This is a genomic window from Paenibacillus sp. 1A_MP2, from assembly GCF_052244825.1.
Lineage (GTDB): Bacteria > Bacillota > Bacilli > Paenibacillales > Paenibacillaceae > Paenibacillus > Paenibacillus vandeheii.
In genome coordinates this window covers 1,964,343-1,982,341 of sequence record NZ_JBQQCS010000001.1, presented here as the reverse complement: position 1 = coordinate 1,982,341, position 17,999 = coordinate 1,964,343, and the positions used below count along the sequence as shown (strand labels likewise).

The following is a 17,999-nucleotide window of genomic DNA, read 5'->3' as shown; positions in this document are numbered from 1 at the left end:
TTATTTCTTTTCCGCCACCGGTTTACGGGCTACACGGATGTGAAGTTGTTCCAATTGGGAGTTATCCACTTCAGAAGGTGCATTCATGAGCAGATCCGTTGCACTTGCCGTTTTCGGGAAGGCAATCGTTTCACGCAGATTCGTACGTCCTGCCAGCAGCATCACCAGACGGTCGAGACCAAAAGCGATTCCGCCGTGTGGTGGCGTTCCGTATTCGAATGCTTCGAGCAGATAACCGAATTTCTCGTTGGCTACTTCCGGAGAGAGTCCCAGGGCAGAGAACATTTTTCTTGAACATCACGTTTATAGATACGCATTGAACCGCCGCCCACTTCATAACCATTCAGAACAAGGTCATAAGCTTGAGCGCGAATCGCACCCGGATCTGTGTCAAACAGATGTACATCTTCGTCTTTAGGACGTGTGAATGGGTGGTGCTCTGCTACATAACGTTTGGCATCTTCATCGTACCCGAGCAATGGGAAGTCAACAACCCATGCAAATTTGAATTTGCTGTCATCGATCAGGCCCAGTTGACGACCGATTTTCAGACGAAGCGCGCCCAGTACATCTGCAACCACTTTTTTGGTGTCAGCAGAGAAGAGCAGCAAGTCGCCTTCTTCAGCGCCAGTACGTTCTTTAACTGCTTCGATCTCTTCCGGTGTAAAGAACTTCACGATTGGTCCTTTGAACTCGCCGTCTTTCACTTGAATCCATGCCAAACCTTTTGCGCCGTAACGCGCTGCGAATGGACCGAGGTCATCGATTTCTTTACGACTCCATGTGCCACAGCCTTTAGCGTTCAGAACTTTCACTTCTCCGCCTTTTTCAATGACAGAAGCAAATACTTTCACACCACTGTTTGCTACAATATCGTTCATTTCAACCAGTTCCATGCCAAAACGCAGATCCGGTTTGTCCGAACCGTATTTACCCATGGCATCTGCATACGTAATCCGTTGGAACGGCAGCTCCAGCTCAATACCTTTCGTCTCACGCAGCAATTTGGCCATCAGTTCTTCCATCATTGGCAGCAGGTCATCCTGTTGCAGGAAGGAAGTCTCGATGTCGACTTGAGTGAATTCCGGTTGACGGTCTGCACGCAAATCTTCATCACGGAAACAACGGGCGATTTGATAGTAACGCTCAAGTCCGCCGACCATCAGCAATTGTTTGTAAATTTGCGGTGATTGCGGCAGGGCGAAGAATTCACCTTCATGCACACGGCTTGGTACGAGATAGTCACGCGCACCTTCCGGGGAGCTCTTCGTCAGGATTGGTGTTTCTACTTCAACAAATTCTTCTCCATCCAGATAATCACGGAACACTTTGGATGCTTTGGAACGCAATTTTAATGTTTCGAACATTTCCGGACGACGCAGGTCCAGGTAACGATATTTCAATCGAAGGGACTCGTCGACTTCCACACCATCTTCGATGAAGAATGGAGGTGTTTTAGCAGCGTTCAGCACTTCAATCTCCGTAATTTGGACTTCAATTTCGCCTGTAGGCAAGTTTTTGTTTACAGTCTCTTCGTCACGTTTAACGACTTTACCCGTTACCGCGATAACATACTCGCTCCGTACTCTGTCAGCGATTTGCAATGCTTCGCCAGAGTATGCCGGGTTAAAAACAACCTGTACAATTCCGCTGCGGTCACGCAGATCGATAAACAGTACGCCCCCCAGGTCACGGCGGGTCTGTACCCAGCCGTTCAATGTTACAGTTTCACCGATGTGTGCGGGTGTTAACGCGCCGCAATGATGACTTCTTTTCATAACCAAACTCCTCATATGTGAATTTCCGTTCTGTATGGCGGGCAGAACCCGCTTTTCAACAGTGCGGTTGCGTGAAGACGATTTTATTCAAATGGTGTTACTGCTTACTTTCCACTTACCGTGGCAACAAGATCATCCAGCTTCACCGTTTGTTGTTCACCTGTATCCATGGACTTCAGGGCAATCTCGCCGCGCTCCAGTTCATCATCACCAAGAATGGCAGTGTAACGGGCTTTGAATCGGTCGGCAGATTTCATCTGTGCTTTCATCTTGCGACCGAGATAGTCGCGTTCACCGGACAGTCCGGATTGACGGAGCTTGAACAGCTGACGATTGACTTCACGATCGGCTGCTTCACCAAGAGCAACAAAATATACATCGAGTGGGGCAAGGGAACTTACATCAATGTTCTGGTGTTCCAGAATCAATTGAATGCGCTCCAGACCGATACCGAAACCAATACCAGGCTGATCAGGTCCACCGATATCTCCAACGAGACCGTTGTATCTGCCGCCACCACCGACTGTATCAATCGCGCCAATACCTTGGGCTTTCAATTCAAAAGCAGTCAAGGTGTAGTAATCCAGTCCGCGTACCAGACGATTGTTCACCGCGTAATCTACGCCAAAGTCATCCAGATACTCTTTCAGCTTGGCAAAGTGGTTCAAGGACTCTTCATCCAGACTATCCAAGATGGACGGTGCTCCTACAAACTTGTCCTGATCAACTTTACAGTCGAGCACACGCAGCGGATTACGTTCCATCCGGGATTGGCAGTCCTTACACAGACTGTCTTTCATTGGTCTGAGAAATCCAAGCAATTTTTCGCGATATTCCGCACGGCTGGTTGGGTTACCGACCGAGTTGATTTCGACTTTGACATCTTTCAATCCCAGTTCTACACACAGTTGATACCCAAGCGCAATGACTTCAGCATCGATCGCTGGATCAAGGGCTCCGATGGCTTCTACACCGAACTGGTGGAACTGACGCTGGCGACCTGCTTGCGGACGTTCGTACCGGAACATCGGACCGATGTAATAAAGCTTGCTCACATCCGGTTCGCCATAGATTTTATTTTCCACATAAGCGCGGACAACCCCCGCTGTACCCTCCGGTCGAAGGGTCATGCTGCGGTCCCCTTTATCATTGAAGGTGTACATTTCTTTCTCAACAATATCGGTTGTTTCCCCAACGCCTCGTACAAATAAAGAAGTCTGTTCGAAGATCGGTGTGCGAATCTCGCGGTAATTAAAACGGCGACACAGATCACGCGCTTTTTCCTCTACGAACTGCCACTTTTCGACAACGCCAGGCAGCAAGTCCTGCGTTCCAGTCGGTTTTTGAAAAGCCATCTTTCATCCCTCCAGCATCTATTTTTCTCTGTATAATAAAAAAATCCCTCGCCCTGTCGCTGTATAAACAGCAAACAAAGGGACGAGGGATTGTGTTTACACATTCACCCGTGGTACCACCCACATTCCGGAATCCCTGACACTTTCGCCGTTCAGGTGATCGTGTGATGATGTCGGGTTGCTCCAGGCAATCCGATCAAACACAGATCATTCCGCTCTACGTATAACGCACGCCCTGCGCAGGCCGGCTAATGATCATCAGATATAAATCTAATGTGTTCGCCGTCTGTTCTCGGGGAAGTCATTCGTCCGCTCATCAAGAGAATCCTTACAGCCAGGGGATTCCTCTCTGTTCATGTGGGCACGGAGTACTTGGTCCCGTCATCAAATCATCAAGTTATATTATTGAATAACGCCTATAGTTATTATATAACGTTTAAAGTTAATTTATTTTCTGATTGTAATGAACCGCAGTGCTAAAGTCAAGGGCTAACACAAAAAGATAGCACTAAAAAAAATTCTCACACGCCGTACGAGATGCGGAGTCCACAGATATCAAGGCTAATAGAAGCTGGATTCATCAAATGAATTCCAACTTCTATTGCCTTCTTATATCTCTATTGTTTCAGCATCCACTTCAACAGATCCGGCACATTCGCCCATAGACGGGAGTGCATAATGACATATTCAATCGCTTCGTCGGAATCCCCCATTCCGACAAAATCAGGGAGGTTATGCGGCAGCCGCTTCAAACCCAGCAGGTAGTCAGGCACATGCTTGTTCACACCCCGGGCCACACGGTACAGCATTTTGAGCTGGGAGGTGATTCCGTTCTTCTTATACTCCAGAATGATCTGGTCATAGGCAAAGGCGGCTGCGGCGTCACCTTTCCCATACTTCTCCAGCAGTTGCTCTGCCTGCTTCAATTGGTTGCTGTACAAATACACAGCAGCGAGCAGGTAACGCGCTCCGGTATTGTCTTCCGTGTTAAGCTCCAAAATATGCTCCAGGATTTGTGCCGCTTCTTCGGCATCTCCGCCAAACCAGCAGGATTCGGCGTAGCTTTTGCATATCCGGATATATGGACGAGTCTCATGAAGCCCCCAGAAGTCCCCCTTGTTCTTCTCAAAAAACAGTTCGCCCAGTTCGCGTTCGCCAGCAGCGATTCCAGCCTTGAGGTAAGCACGTGCATCAGACTCATTGTCCGATTCCTCAGCCAGAATAAGATACGCATCAGAGCTGTCAGAATACATCTCCAGCGCTGTTTTCGCCAGCTGTATTCTGCGTTTGGAAGAACTGGATTCCATCGCCTTATTCAGCAGAGCCTGCGCTTTGTCCTTCGGTGTGTCTGGGCTGTTCAGAATCATCAGCTCGTCCGTTTCGCCGCCCATGCCGTATTCTTCGATGTAATTGAACATCTCCTTAACCTTTCGGGAGATCGTTGCTGTCGTTACCTCATATTTAACGGCTAGCTCATCCTTCGAAACATTGAAGCCGTATTCCTCGGACAACAAATACTCGATTGCGGCACAGAACGAGCCTGTCTTCTTCACAGTAGGGCGGGTCTGACGGGAATAGCCATTCCATAGCACCAGAGCTTCCAAAATCAGCTCCCGCTCGTATTGGTTCCTCATGTCCTCAATAAGCTGCAGGGCCAGCTGTTCGTGAGCCGGATGCGCCCATTTCAGTTCGCGCTCCACCATCTTTTTCAGCTTGGTCAAGGTCAGTTTGCTCTCAGGCTGAACCGAGGCTTCCTGGACAGGCTGCTCGGTTGATATCAGCCGCAGTACGGATTCTACCGCAGAGGGCTCCTTGTCCAGACAGCATTTCTTATATTTTTTCCCGCTTCCGCATGGGCATAAATCATTTCTTCCAACCTTACTCAAAACTAATTCCCCCTTAAATCTTTCACTAGCCATTTCGCATGAGAACACTGTTGCTTTAGCATTATAGATTTCATTTCTCAAACGAGGCATTCTATATAGCTGTCAATTTCCATAAGCAGAAACGGCTGCCCCGCTCTTATAAAAGGGCGGGGGCCGTTTCAGCGAGTATATGTTCATCTGGAATATGACGGATCACTCTGGCGATGAATTCCTCACACTCTCTATCATAGGATTGGATTCGACTGAGCCCAATCGCTAGAAGCTTGATTTACCGACCAATGTAGCCTAACTATGAAAAAAATTCGCTTTAAAATATTTAAATCCATTTCTCTATTCTAGCAAAAATTTAAATACGGGGTAAGCTTTGCCCAAAACATATACATTCTCATCTCAAAAAAAAACCTGCACACGGTGTGCAGGCTCAAAGGATATATAAAAAAGGGGGTCATGTGTGTTATTATAAACGGGCTATGTTAAAGGCTTATGTAACTAATATTACAGTAATATTACAAAAATGATAGCGCTTTTTTTATAATTTATTTTTTCTACATATTAAAAGCCCCTGCAAAGGCTCCTGACACCAAGTCAGGCCTTGCAAGGGCTCTCTTTTACATGTTAATTCAATTCTTCCACATAAGCTTGGTTAGAACGAAGTTTATGAACGATTTCCTCATAATCCTCATCCCTTACTTTGGCAGACAAAACATAATGCAGATCGTCATAGTCAGCCGAGGACACATCCGCAGCATCCAACAGGTCGCCATCCTCATTGACATTATCACGGGAACCTCTCTCGGTATCGCGATCCACATTACTGACGACCGGAATTACATTTTCACTAGCGGGAACCCCGGGTGCTGCACCCACACCCATAGCTCCATTGGTTCCTACGCCACCTGCTGTGTTATAAGGCACCAGAGGTACCATAATCCGCTTGTCTCTGCCAACTGCACTGTCCAGTTGCCCTACTTCCAAATGCTCTGTACGGAACGTCTGAAGTGAAGTTCTTGCTCCCTCCGCCTCGTCCTCGGTCCGAAAATACGCCTGAATATGCTTTGTCATGTCAAACCCTCCTTTATCGGAATAAATACCGAATGAAACGTAAACTTAAAAGCTTCCAGTTCCACCCTATAACGTAATCATTTTTAACGGATAGTTATCTGATTCCATATCATTAAATAACTTTTAGCAGCTCCCGGACAAATGCTGGCTCATCGGCAGGTGTTCGGGAAGTGATATAGTTGCCGTCTACAACAGCTTCATGGTCCTTAAACTCTGCTCCCGCGTTCACCATATCATCCTTGAGCGGTGGATAGGACGTAATTGTCCGACCTTTCAACAGATTGGCAGACGCCAAAATTTGAGGACCGTGACAAATCGCAGCGATTGGTTTCTTCGCACTGTTGATCTCCGTTACGAATTTCAGAATGTGCGCATCTGTACGTAAATTCTCTGGTGAAGATCCCCCTGGAATCACAACTGCATCATAATCGGAAGCAGAGACTTCGGAAATCGCTTTGTCTGAAGTGTAGGAGGCTTTACCACCTTTACCCTTCAGTGTCTCTCCTGCTTTCAAGCCGATAATTTCCACATCGTGTCCGGCTTTTTTCACCTCATCATATGGTACCTGCATTTCCGAATCTTCAAAATCATTCGCCAATAAAAAAGCAACTTTACTCATAACGTATGTTCTCCTTTCCGTATTCGAAATTTCTTGGAATCGGGTAATCGCAGAAACATATATTCTACATTTCTTGTTCATTGCCCGTAATAAACACTGAACCTGGCACGCATCGCGCCTCGTTCTGTTATTACCCTAACCAGAGTCATTTATAACAAGACGAACCTGTATTATTTTGACTTTGATTAAACACTCCAACTCCGAAATGATTAAGCTTCCTAACAAAAAAAGTCTTGATTCGATGATCGAATCAAGACTTTTTCGCTTTTGTTACCTAAATATTTGATCGAATACTGTCAGCACTCAGTCACGCGGAAGACGGCTCTGCTCCCCTTTATCCGAATCCTGAAGGGCCCAAATTGTTGTTGCACATTCGGCAGCAGCGCGGGCAAGCTTCAGGGACTCATACAGGTTTCCAGGTAGAAGCAAAGGTTCTATTCGGGAACGTGTTTCCTTGACGGATTGGCGCATAAGGGTAGGGTACTCCTTTGATCATCTTATGTTATAAACCGAATTATCCCTCATTATGGCCTGTTCCCCATCAATTATGCATGTGCCTCTTGACGAATAGGGCTTTCGAGCATTAAAGTCACGGGTCCCCAATTGGTAAAAGTCACATCCATCATCGCACCGAAACGCCCGGTTTCCACCTGAATTCCTTTATCCCGTAACAGTTGATTAAATGTTTCATACAACAATTCTGCCGCTTCAGGTCTGGCTGCCGCTGCAAAGCTTGGGCGTTTCCCTTTGCGACAATCCCCGTACAATGTAAATTGTGAGACAGATAATACAGCCCCGCCCACATCCATCAAACTGAGATTCATCTTTTCCTGCTCATCCTCAAAGATTCGAAGTCCAGCAATTTTGTCTGCCAAATATATGGCATCCTTCTCCGTGTCCTCATGTGTAATGCCCACGAGTAGCATCAATCCAGATTCAATTCTTCCCGTCAGCTCGTCCCCAACAGTTACCTGAGCCTCTTTACAGCGTTGTACAAGCACCCTCATCTTACAGGCTCCTTACTGCATAATCCGATGCACAGAATAGACATCTTTCACCCGTTTGATTCGTTCCACAACCGAATGCAGATGCTCCGTATTACGTATCAGAATTGTGACGTGCACCAATGCTAATTTATTTTTATCTGTACGTCCGGTGACGGCAGATATATTGGTTTTACTTTCGGAAACAGCTTGAAGCACTTCATTGAGTAAACCATTGCGATCATGGCCCGTAATCTCAATATCCACACTGTAGTTGGCTTCAATATTCTCTTCCCACTCGACTTCAATGACGCGAGCTGCTTCTTCTCCATCCGTACTGGACGGAATATTTGGACAGTCACTGCGATGCACGGAAACCCCGCGCCCACGTGTAACATACCCGATAATAGCATCCCCTGGTACAGGGTTACAGCAGCGCGCAAAACGAACAAGCAAATTGTCTATGCCTTTGACACGAATGCCATTGGTCGGACGGTTTTTGCGTTCAGGTGCAGGCTTCAGCTCACGCATCTCGGAATTCAGTTCCAGCAAGCTGGATTCTTCCTGCTCCTTGCGGAGTTTCTCCGTTGCTTTGGTCACAATCTGAGCAGCCGTAATGCCACCAAATCCAACCGCTGCGAGCATATCCTCAATATCATTGAAGGCATACTTTTTGGCTGCTTCCTGCAACTTATCGTCCGTCATCCAGGCAGATGGATCAAGCCCCATGCGCTTAAGTTCACGTTCGCAACTGTCGCGTCCCTTTTCAACGTTTTCTTCGCGTCGTTCCTTTTTGAACCATTGCTTGATCTTCGCTCGTGCGTGAGAGGATTTTGCAATTTTAAGCCAGTCCTGGCTCGGCCCGTAAGAATGTTTGGACGTCAAAATTTCAATGATATCGCCCGTTTTGAGATGATAATCGAGCGGAACGATACGACCATTTACTTTCGCACCAATCGTTCGATTACCCACCTCTGTATGGATTCTGTATGCAAAATCCAATGGAACAGATCCGGTAGGCAATTCGATAACTTCACCTTTTGGTGTGAATACAAACACCAGATCCGAGAAGAAATCCATTTTGAGTGATTCTACAAATTCAGACGCATCCTGCGCTTCATTTTGAAGTTCAAGAATCTCGCGGAAGAACGTAATTTTATCTTCAAAATTATTTCCGTTCGCAGCGCCTTCCTTGTAGGCCCAGTGGGCAGCAATCCCAAATTCAGCAGTGCGGTGCATATCCCATGTCCGGATCTGAACTTCAGTCGGTTCACCGTTGGGACCTACGACCGTGGTATGCAGCGATTGATACATATTCGCCTTTGGCATCGCGATATAGTCCTTGAAACGTCCAGGCATCGGTTTCCATAACGTGTGTATAATTCCGAGCGTAGCATAACAATCCTTGATGTTATCCACAATAATACGAATCGCAAGCAGATCATAAATCTCGTTAAACTGTTTGTTTTTCGTAGTCATTTTTTTGAACACGCTGTAGATGTGCTTAGGACGACCCGACAGATCTGCCTGAATTCCCATCTCATCCAGCTTGCTCGTAATACCGTCCATAACGGTATCTATATATTGCTCACGTTCCGCACGCTTTTTGTGCATCAGGTTTGCGATTCGGTAATATTGCTGCGGATTCAAATAACGGAGGGCGATGTCCTCCATTTCCCATTTGATCGCAGAGATACCCAGACGATTAGCAATCGGACAGAAAATCTCCAACGTTTCATATGAAATCCGACGTTGACTCTCTTCCGACTGAAACTTGAGTGTCCGCATATTATGCAGACGGTCAGCCAATTTGATCACGATGACACGGATGTCCTGCGCCATGGCGATGAACATTTTGCGGTAGTTCTCGTTCTGCTGTTCTTCCTTGGAGCGGAACTGAATACGTTCCAGCTTCGTCAAGCCGTCAACAAGCATGGCACACGTATTGCCGAAATGATTGCGGATTTCTTCAAGTGAAACCGTAGTATCTTCTACTACATCATGAAGAAGCGCTGCAATTATGGAGATGGTGTCCATCTGCATGTTTACAACAATATCGGCAACCGCAAGCGGATGCAGAATATACGGTTCTCCCGATTTTCGCGTCTGTCCATGGTGGGCCTGATCAGCAAATTCGTAAGCTTCACGTATGCGCACCAGATCGGGTTCTTTGATATATGCCCCGGCCTTCTCGAGTAATTGCTCTATGCCCATTCTGATCTGTTCCGTGTCCTTTCTATACAAAATGGAACCCGTGACATAATATCAACACAGGTTCCCCGTAAAAGTAATTTCCTATAATTATGACGCTTCGCCCGTTTCCCGTCAACTACTGACGAATAAGAGCACATATCCAATTTTTTTATACGTGATGTATCATTCCCGAAAGAGCTTGCCCTGTCCTCCACAGGGCTTCGAGGTCATCCTCAATTACCATATATTATTACCGTTATTTACCGAAATAGAAGGATAGATTGTAAAAATAAATAGAGCTTTCAATGCTCAGCGGAAAAATGTTATTGCTAAATGAAGAGAAACTCTGTACTATATTGAAGATTTGTGTTTCGGAAAAAGGAGATGAACATTCATTGCAACGTGAAATTCAGGTTAATCAAAAAATGCCGCTTGGCTCAGGCTCACTGCTGAGTCTCCAGCATTTGTTCGCCATGTTTGGCAGTACCGTGCTCGTGCCGAACCTGTTCGGTGTCGATCCAAGTATGATCTTGCTTATGAACGGTATTGGAACATTGTTGTACATACTCATGTGCAAAGGAAAGATTCCAGCCTATCTTGGGTCAAGCTTTGCTTTTATCGCACCTGTTTCTTCCGTGTTACTCGCTCACCCTGATAACGGATACCCCATGGCACTTGGAGCGTTCATCGTAACGGGAGTTGTTTTCTGCATTGTAGCTCTTATCATCAAGTATGCGGGCACAGGCTGGATTAACGTCGTATTCCCGCCAGCGGTTATGGGTGCCATTGTTGCCCTAATCGGTCTCGAGCTTGTCCCTGTGGCAGCCGGAATGGCTGGTCTGATCAATTCGAACCCTGCTGAGAACCCCGACTGGGTACCTCAGGCCAAACCGATTATTTTAGCCATGGTTACTCTCGGAATCACTGTGATTGGTGCAGTAACCTTCCGTGGATTCCCCAAGATCATTCACATTCTAATCGGGATTGTATCCGGTTACGTGCTTGGATACTTTATGGGTGAGGTGAAAACCGAGAATATAGCGAACGCTGACTTTATCTCGCTGCCTACCGTAACAACACCGACATTTGACTGGTCTGTCATCTTCACCATTTTGCCTGTCGCCCTTGTTGTCATTGTTGAGCACATCGGACATCTGCTTGTAACGAGCAGCATTGTGGGTAAAGATCTGTCCAAGGACCCGGGTCTTCATCGCTCCCTGCTCGGAAACGGCGTTTCAACCATTCTTTCCGGTTTCGTTGGGTCCACACCGAATACAACGTATGGTGAGAATATTGGAGTTATGGCTCTGACCCGGGTTTACTCGACGTATGTTATTGGCGGCGCAGCTGTCATTGCCATTGTGCTTTCGTTCTCAGGTACGTTCTCGGCACTTATAGCTAACATTCCCGTTCCGGTTATGGGTGGTGTATCTTTGCTTCTGTTCGGAGTTATTGCAGCATCCGGTTTGCGTATTCTGGTCGAACAGAAAGTGGATTTTGCCAAACCGACCAACCTGTTGTTAACAACCCTTGTACTCGTCATCGGACTCAGTGGTACTGAGATCACGTTTTATGGTATTCATCTCAAGGGAATGGCTCTGGCAACCATCGTCGGAATTCTGATGAGCTTGTTGTTTAAATTATTTGAAGTACTGGGTTGGTCGAATGATCAAACGGAGAAACAGCCTTTAACCGAGAAAACGCCGGATTGATTTCTTGCCGACTGATCTGAACGAACCATGTTTATTCATTCTTCATTTTATACATCGTACAACGCAAAAAGCCTGCTCTCTCACCTTTACAGGTTGAGGGACAGGCTTTTTGCAAATAGTTAATGCTGTATATTATTTCCCGGGAAACGGGAGATCCAGTTCACGTGATTTAACAGCAATGAATGCTGGAATTCTAGTAGTTCATCAATGTAAATACATCAATTCCCGGCAATTTTGCACGTCCATTCAAATCAGACAGCTCAATCAGGAATGCTGCACCTACAATCTTGCCACCCAATTGTTCAATCAGGTTAATGGAGGTAGCAATCGTTCCGCCTGTCGCCAGCAGATCATCCGCAATCAGAACATTTTGTCCTTTTTCGATCGCATCTGTATGCATAGCAAGCGTATCCTTGCCATATTCAAGATCATAACCGACTTCGATCGTCTCTCCAGGTAATTTTCCGCTTTTGCGAATCGGAGCAAAACCGACACCCAGAGCGTACGCTAGAGGAGCGCCCACAACGAATCCACGTGCTTCAGGTCCGGCAATAACGTCAATTTTGAGATCTGAAACCATTACTTTCAGCTCATTGATCGCCTTGCGGTACATTTCTCCATCCTTCAACAATGTCGTAATGTCTTTGAAGCTGATTCCCGGTTGTGGAAAGTCAGGAATGACACGAATATAATCTTTAAAATCCAAAATAATCTCCTCCTAAAATAAATGCACAACTTCTATCTAAGATACGCCCTTCATCCGGGATATCATCCATTGTGTCAGTTGAGGGGTAGATGCATCCAGCATCACCTGCTCTGTCTCAGCCATACTTTCCAGCGCCTGATAATGACGCGAGGCGGTTAGCTCACGCTTGGGCGGGTTATCCACAAACATAATCTTTCCATCTTCTCGGGTAATGAACGATAACTCTTCAAATACATCCAACATCATTGTAATCATGCGCGGTGTACAACCACACTGACGACTGAGCACAGGAGTGATCTCTTGTTCCTCCACCGGTTCAGCTCTCCATTTGGACACCAGCATATAAATACGCTTGAAGAGTTCTCTGGAAGGCATCTGAAGGCGATCTCGGCGGTTGCCTGATCCGTGCAGAAGGATGATATTCTCGGCTCCGCTGAATAAGGCCAGCATTGCATCAAGTTGTTCCGGGGTTTCCGGCGTATCAAACACAAATAACGTCCGGACCTGTTCCTGCCCATAATGCTGCGCGGCAGCATTGCACGGAAACAACCCGACCTTTCTATCATATACCCAAAGGCACGGTTCATACAATGAATTTCCCTCGGAAACATTCGTTTCTTTCCGTACGATGGCACCAATAGAGCCTGACTTGTATCGTAAATGGACTTCAAGCGAGCTCAAGAACTGCTTCATTGCGTTCAAAGGCTCCGTACTGCCTCGCAAATCAAACACTTGCGCATGTGGTACTTGAATGTCCTGAAGCATCAATTGTGGTTTTCTCATCCCGTTCCACTCATTGACGGACAACTCACCCATAACATCAATGATGGTGCCTGGTGGCAGAAAATCAGCCAATGCTCCCTTACCAAAAGCGACCGTCTCCAGCTGCTGCCCGTCCTGCTCCAAAACCAATTTCAGATGGCGTTTTTCGCGTCCCATCGTCCGTGTTTCTTTTACAGTCACATTGCGCAAAACAAAACGAGGAGAAGGATTATTCATGCCAAATGGCTGGAGTCTGTCGATCTCTTGAATGACCTGCAATGGCACATCACTGATTCTGCACTCATCATCCGCAAGACGATGGGGAACAAAGTCCTCCTCCGTCAGCACGGATGCCGCAAACTCATTCAGTCCGTCTTCCAGCTCTTTAAGCTGATCACGATGGAGGCTCATACCTGCTGCAGCTGGATGACCACCATAATGATCCATCGTGTGTTTACAAGCCGTTAATGCCTCATAGATGTCCAGGCCCTCTATGGAGCGTGCTGAGCCTTTACAAGCGCCGCTCTCCGGGTCGATTCCAAGGATAAGCGTTGGCCGATAATACCGTTCAAGTAACTTGGAAGCCACGATACCTACAACTCCAACATTCCAGCCTTCTCCCGCCAAAACGATGACATCCGGCACTGCTCCCGAGTTAAGCTGAATTTTCTGTTCCAACTGGGCTGTCGCTTCCAGAAGTATGCCCTCAACAACCTGCTGCCTTTCACGATTCAGCAAGTCCAGTTGACCTGCCAGAGTGTGAGCCTCATCCAGATTCTCGGTTGTGAGAAGCGATACGGCTCTGCCAGCATGATCCAGACGTCCGCTTGCATTAATACGCGGAGCCATTGCAAAAGCAATATTAATGGAGGTGACCTGACTTTGATCCACACCACTAATTTCAAGCAGAGCACTTACACCAGGCAGACGCGTACCTCGCATGGATTCAATGCCATAACTGACGATAACCCGATTCTCGCCTTCCAAAGGCATCAAGTCGGCAACCGTACCGATCGCGGCAATCTCCATCCATTCTCCAGGCACTTCACCGATCAATGCCTGAGCCAGCTTCAATGCTACACCCGCACCAGCTAACCCTTTAAAAGGATAAGGACAGTCCGGAAGCTTGGGATTAATAAGCGTATAAGCCTCAGGTAAAACTTCAGGCGGTTCATGATGATCCGTCACAATAACTTCCATGCCCAGTGTTGAAGCATAAGCAATCTGCTCTACCGCACTGATTCCGGTATCTACCGTGATAACCAGCGTGACGCCTTGTTGATGAGCCCAATCCAAGGCATGATTGTGTAACCCGTAGCCTTCATTGGAACGATGAGGGATATAAATATCGTAGGAAGCACCGAGATAACGCATCAGATGAATCATCAGGGATGTGCTCGATACTCCATCCGCGTCATAGTCCCCATATATTAAAATATGTTCTTCACGCTCAATGGCCTGCTGGATTCGAGGCACTGCTTCTTTCATGCCTAGAAGCAGATAAGGATCATGCATCTGATTCAGATCAGGATGCAAAAACTGTTCTGCCTCTAATTCATTATGAACCCCCCGACTGACCAGCAAACGTCCAACAAGTGATGAAACGGAAAGCGCCTGCGAGAGTCCCGCAGCCGCCTCCAAATCGATATTCGGTGTATTCCACCGGTATTGCGAATAAAGCAATGATAACGCTCCTTTCCTGATCTACTGGACCAAGCTTCATTACTGAATTAATGTCGCTTCAGGATCTGGCAGTTCATGATTGGATTTATAAGGATATCCGGGATCATAAGGTATAACCTGGATCTGTACTTCTTTAACATGACTGAAACGAGTCAGGAGAAGTGTCTTCGCCCTATTCGCAATCTCCTGTGCCTCGAGCACAGAAATTCTCGGGTTCACACTAATGACCAGTTCAATCGTAACATCATGTTCCTGTTCACGTGCGACCAGATGTTCAATTGTAATAATGCCATATACACGCTGCACCGTTTCTTTGAAGTCATGCGCTTCTTCCTGCTCCAGTTCCTGAACAAGCGAACCATATACGGTATCCACAATCATTCTGTACCCTTTATGAAGCACAAAACAGGAAGCGATTAATGCAGCTGCCGGGTCCATATATCGAAGAATGCTCCACCCCGTTGTTTCTCCTGTCATGGAACCTACAATGCCGACCAAGACGATAAGTGAACAGTAGAGTGCCCGACGATGCTGCTGTGCATACGCCAGAGCCTGCGATTGATTTCGTTTACGGAAATATCTGTATTGATATTGAAAGATTGCTTCTTTCACAGCCAGTGCTGCAAAAGCCACGACAAGTGCATGGGTATACTTCTCTAGCGACTCTGGTTCATCTCCAGACAGACTACCCAAAGCGGAGATAGCAATCTGCAATCCTCCCATAAGGATGAGCACAGACAATAATACCGAAATTCCAGGTCTCGCGATACGTGAATGTTCCTTTGACCGCTCCCTACGAGCCTTTCTTTTGGTTTGTACAGACTTCGAGGGAAAGAGGCCGGACAATGAAGAAGCAGCTTCTGAAGCAGAGTGCAGGCCGTCTGCAAGCAACGATTTGCTGTTTGCCATATAACCGAACCCAGCCTTGATTACTGCGAGTGTCAAATTCCCGGCGATCCCGCTCCACGTGGCAGCGTGAACAGAAGGGAAACGTTCTCTGGTCATGGCGATGCCCCCCTTAATACTCTACCTAAAGTTGCAAAACCGCGCCTGGCAGACGCGGCTTGACAATACAATGTTTAGTTGGATGCTTTGACAGCTGCTTTAGGTTTCTCTGTTTGTTTACCTTTGAGCGCCAGCCACAATGGAGCGGCGATGAAGATTGAAGAATACGCACCGAACAATGTTCCGATGACCATAGCAAGTGAGAACATGCGAATGGATTCTCCACCAAAAATAAACAAGCAGAGCGAAGCGATAAACACGGTGAATGTGGTATTCAAGGAACGTGTCATCGTTTGCGACAAACTGCGGTTGACTACTTCACGCAAATCGGCTTTTGTAGTCTTTTTAGCAAAACGCATATTCTCGCGAATTCGGTCAAAGATAACGATTGTATCATTGATCGAGAACCCGACAATGGTTAGTACAGCCGTAATGAAGGTCAGATTCACTTCCAGTCGGAAGATCGAAAATACGCTGATAACTACAAATGCATCATGGAAGAGCGAAACAACAGCAGCCACACCAAATCGCCATTCGAACCGGATAGCTACATAGATCATAATCCCGATACTTGCGATGAGAACCGCATATATGGCATTGCGTTCCAGTTCTTTAGCCATCTCCGGGTCAACCGTGTTGACTTCATACGAAGCGGTTGAATCCAGCTTGGTGAACTCTTGCTTAAACTTGCTTTCCTGATTCTCATCCAGCACGTTCGAGAAACGAACGTTAACCCGGTCAGCACCTGTTGTAATATGAACATCCTTTGTGTCAACGCCAAGATCACTAACAATGGGTTTAATTTGTTCCGTAGTGATCGCTTTGGATACCGTAATATCTACATTTGAACCTGAGCGGAAATCTACCGCATAATTCAATCCCAGGGCCAGAATACTGATAATACCTGCAATCGTTAAAATAATGGAAAAGGTATAGGCAATTTTACTGCCTTTAACATAATCAAAATTCCAATTAAAGCGCACGAATTTCACTCTCCTTCACTCCGAAGTACTTAGGCTTCTTCAACACGTTAGCCCGCACAAGCAGGGTCAACAGGAAGCGGGAGAAGAAAATATTCGTGATAATACTGGTTACGATGTCAAAAATCAGTACCAATGCGAAACCTTTAACCGCACCTGTACCCATGATGAACATCACTGAAGCCGCAATGATCGTCGTGATGTTGGAGTCAATGATGGTACGGAATGAACTCTTACCACCAGCTCTAACCGATGACAATATGGACTTACCACTCCGCATCTCTTCCTTGATCCGCTCATACGTGATGATGTTGGCATCCACGGCCATACCTATACCCAGGATAAATGCCGCGATCCCTGGAAGGGTAAGTACAAATTCTCCCAAGTAGAAGATTGCAAGTACCAGCCACGTGTGTGTGATTAAGGCAAAGCTCGCAATAATCCCGGAATACGGTACAGACCAATCATGAACACCAGAATAATCACGGAACCGATTAATCCTGCTTTAATCGTCTGATCGAGTGACAATTTACCAAGAGTTGCGCCTACGCTTTGGGAGTACTTCTCCGTAAGTTTCAAAGGCAATGCACCCAGGTTAATGGTATCACGTAGCTGGTTCGCTTCTTCACGAGTATACGAACCTGAGATTTGAGCAGACCCATCAGTCAATTGTTGTCTAACTTCTGGTGCTGAAAGCAATTGATCATCCAGATAGATTGCTAAAGGTTGATTGATCAAACGTTTTGTGATTTCAGAAAATTTGGCTTTATCTTTTACTTTAATGTCGATCATCGGCTCATTTAATTGAGTGAAGACAACCTTAGCCGCATTTTCGACAAACTCATTACCGCGAAGCTCAATTTTGGAGTACTCGCCTTCTTTGTCGTTCGGAGCTTTACTCCGGAATGTCAGAACAGCGGGTTCTTTCATTTTGGCTCTGACCTCAGCCTCGTCGGTAACCCCGGCCAGCTTCAAGCGGATCCGGTTTGTTCCTTCAGTTGTTACTTCCGGCTCGCTTGTTCCGAGCGCATTGGCACGGCTCTCCAAACTTTTTGCTGTTTGCACCAAAGATGCTTTGGTGACTTCTTGTCCTTTTTCCAGCGGCTCTGCTTCATATAAGATCTCGTAGCCTCCCTTTAAATCAAGGCCCAAGCGTATATTTTTGAGCAGCCCTGGACTTGTGCCCAACATTACTCCTGCGGTCACAAGCACGACCAAAATGAAACTGACGATTCTTTTCATGCCGTTCCTAGATCCCCTTTCGTTCTCAATATT

General features: G+C 46.6%; 12 protein-coding genes and 2 pseudogenes. 1 reads left to right on the top strand and 13 read right to left on the bottom strand.

The features are described from left to right. The 8 genes and pseudogenes from aspS to ACTWJ7_RS09790 all read right to left on the bottom strand — a co-directional run bounded on the left by aspS (position 1) and on the right by ACTWJ7_RS09790 (position 9,897). Positions 1 to 1,778: pseudogene (aspS, locus tag ACTWJ7_RS09825) on the bottom strand (aspartate--tRNA ligase). A 104-nt stretch (positions 1,779 to 1,882) separates the two neighbouring features. After that, a complete protein-coding gene (gene hisS, locus ACTWJ7_RS09820) occupies positions 1,883 to 3,133 on the bottom strand; it encodes a histidine--tRNA ligase (protein WP_024633053.1) in 1,251 nt (416 codons plus the stop codon). A 617-nt stretch (positions 3,134 to 3,750) separates the two neighbouring features. Then, the gene (locus ACTWJ7_RS09815) at positions 3,751 to 5,019 is read right to left on the bottom strand and encodes an SEC-C metal-binding domain-containing protein (protein WP_301878364.1); all 1,269 of its coding nucleotides are present in this window, start codon (positions 5,017 to 5,019) and stop codon (positions 3,751 to 3,753) included. A gap of 615 nt (positions 5,020 to 5,634) precedes the next feature. Next, the gene (locus ACTWJ7_RS09810) at positions 5,635 to 6,081 is read right to left on the bottom strand and encodes a hypothetical protein (protein WP_024633051.1); all 447 of its coding nucleotides are present in this window, start codon (positions 6,079 to 6,081) and stop codon (positions 5,635 to 5,637) included. Positions 6,082 to 6,193: 112 nt separating this feature from the next. Next, positions 6,194 to 6,700: a type 1 glutamine amidotransferase domain-containing protein gene (locus ACTWJ7_RS09805; protein WP_024633050.1), complete on the bottom strand. Its 507-nt coding sequence runs from the start codon at positions 6,698 to 6,700 to the stop codon at positions 6,194 to 6,196. A gap of 303 nt (positions 6,701 to 7,003) precedes the next feature. Then, positions 7,004 to 7,171, bottom strand: coding sequence for a hypothetical protein (locus tag ACTWJ7_RS09800; protein ID WP_160319650.1), 168 nt, complete (start codon positions 7,169 to 7,171; stop codon positions 7,004 to 7,006). Between the two features lie 74 nt (positions 7,172 to 7,245). After that, positions 7,246 to 7,707, bottom strand: a complete 462-nt coding sequence (gene dtd, locus ACTWJ7_RS09795) for a D-aminoacyl-tRNA deacylase (RefSeq protein WP_024633049.1) — start codon at positions 7,705 to 7,707, stop codon at positions 7,246 to 7,248. Positions 7,708 to 7,719: 12 nt separating this feature from the next. Continuing rightward, the gene (locus ACTWJ7_RS09790) at positions 7,720 to 9,897 is read right to left on the bottom strand and encodes a RelA/SpoT family protein (protein ID WP_024633048.1); all 2,178 of its coding nucleotides are present in this window, start codon (positions 9,895 to 9,897) and stop codon (positions 7,720 to 7,722) included. A gap of 374 nt (positions 9,898 to 10,271) precedes the next feature. Here ACTWJ7_RS09790 and uraA point away from each other — a divergent pair, with 374 nt between their 5' ends. Further along, complete coding sequence (gene uraA / locus ACTWJ7_RS09785) at positions 10,272 to 11,588, top strand: uracil permease (RefSeq protein WP_079350713.1); 1,317 nt, start codon at positions 10,272 to 10,274, stop codon at positions 11,586 to 11,588. A 193-nt stretch (positions 11,589 to 11,781) separates the two neighbouring features. Here uraA and ACTWJ7_RS09780 read toward each other — a convergent pair whose 3' ends face one another. From ACTWJ7_RS09780 to secD, 5 genes and pseudogenes are all read right to left on the bottom strand, one after another. Continuing rightward, the gene (locus ACTWJ7_RS09780) at positions 11,782 to 12,294 is read right to left on the bottom strand and encodes an adenine phosphoribosyltransferase (RefSeq protein WP_024633046.1); all 513 of its coding nucleotides are present in this window, start codon (positions 12,292 to 12,294) and stop codon (positions 11,782 to 11,784) included. A gap of 36 nt (positions 12,295 to 12,330) precedes the next feature. After that, a complete protein-coding gene (gene recJ, locus ACTWJ7_RS09775) occupies positions 12,331 to 14,739 on the bottom strand; it encodes a single-stranded-DNA-specific exonuclease RecJ (RefSeq protein WP_079350714.1) in 2,409 nt (802 codons plus the stop codon). A gap of 39 nt (positions 14,740 to 14,778) precedes the next feature. Then, positions 14,779 to 15,744, bottom strand: a complete 966-nt coding sequence (locus ACTWJ7_RS09770; RefSeq protein WP_285078910.1) for a cation diffusion facilitator family transporter — start codon at positions 15,742 to 15,744, stop codon at positions 14,779 to 14,781. A gap of 74 nt (positions 15,745 to 15,818) precedes the next feature. Beyond that, the gene (secF, locus tag ACTWJ7_RS09765; protein ID WP_301878366.1) at positions 15,819 to 16,727 is read right to left on the bottom strand and encodes a protein translocase subunit SecF; all 909 of its coding nucleotides are present in this window, start codon (positions 16,725 to 16,727) and stop codon (positions 15,819 to 15,821) included. After that, positions 16,717 to 17,966: pseudogene (gene secD / locus ACTWJ7_RS09760) on the bottom strand (protein translocase subunit SecD). The gene secF and the pseudogene secD overlap by 11 nt, the downstream one beginning before the upstream one ends. Between the last annotated feature and the right edge of the window lie 33 nt (positions 17,967 to 17,999).

What these genes read in the sequence shown, in the direction of transcription:
- hisS (WP_024633053.1), bottom strand. Translation starts at nt 3,133, where the DNA reads ATGGCTTTTCAAAAACCGACTGGAACGCAGGACTTGCTGCCTGGCGTT.
- ACTWJ7_RS09810 (WP_024633051.1), bottom strand. Translation starts at nt 6,081, where the DNA reads ATGACAAAGCATATTCAGGCGTATTTTCGGACCGAGGACGAGGCGGAG.
- ACTWJ7_RS09805 (WP_024633050.1), bottom strand. Translation starts at nt 6,700, where the DNA reads ATGAGTAAAGTTGCTTTTTTATTGGCGAATGATTTTGAAGATTCGGAA.
- ACTWJ7_RS09800 (WP_160319650.1), bottom strand. Translation starts at nt 7,171, where the DNA reads ATGCGCCAATCCGTCAAGGAAACACGTTCCCGAATAGAACCTTTGCTT.
- dtd (WP_024633049.1), bottom strand. Translation starts at nt 7,707, where the DNA reads ATGAGGGTGCTTGTACAACGCTGTAAAGAGGCTCAGGTAACTGTTGGG.
- ACTWJ7_RS09790 (WP_024633048.1), bottom strand. Translation starts at nt 9,897, where the DNA reads ATGGGCATAGAGCAATTACTCGAGAAGGCCGGGGCATATATCAAAGAA.
- ACTWJ7_RS09770 (WP_285078910.1), bottom strand. Translation starts at nt 15,744, where the DNA reads ATGACCAGAGAACGTTTCCCTTCTGTTCACGCTGCCACGTGGAGCGGG.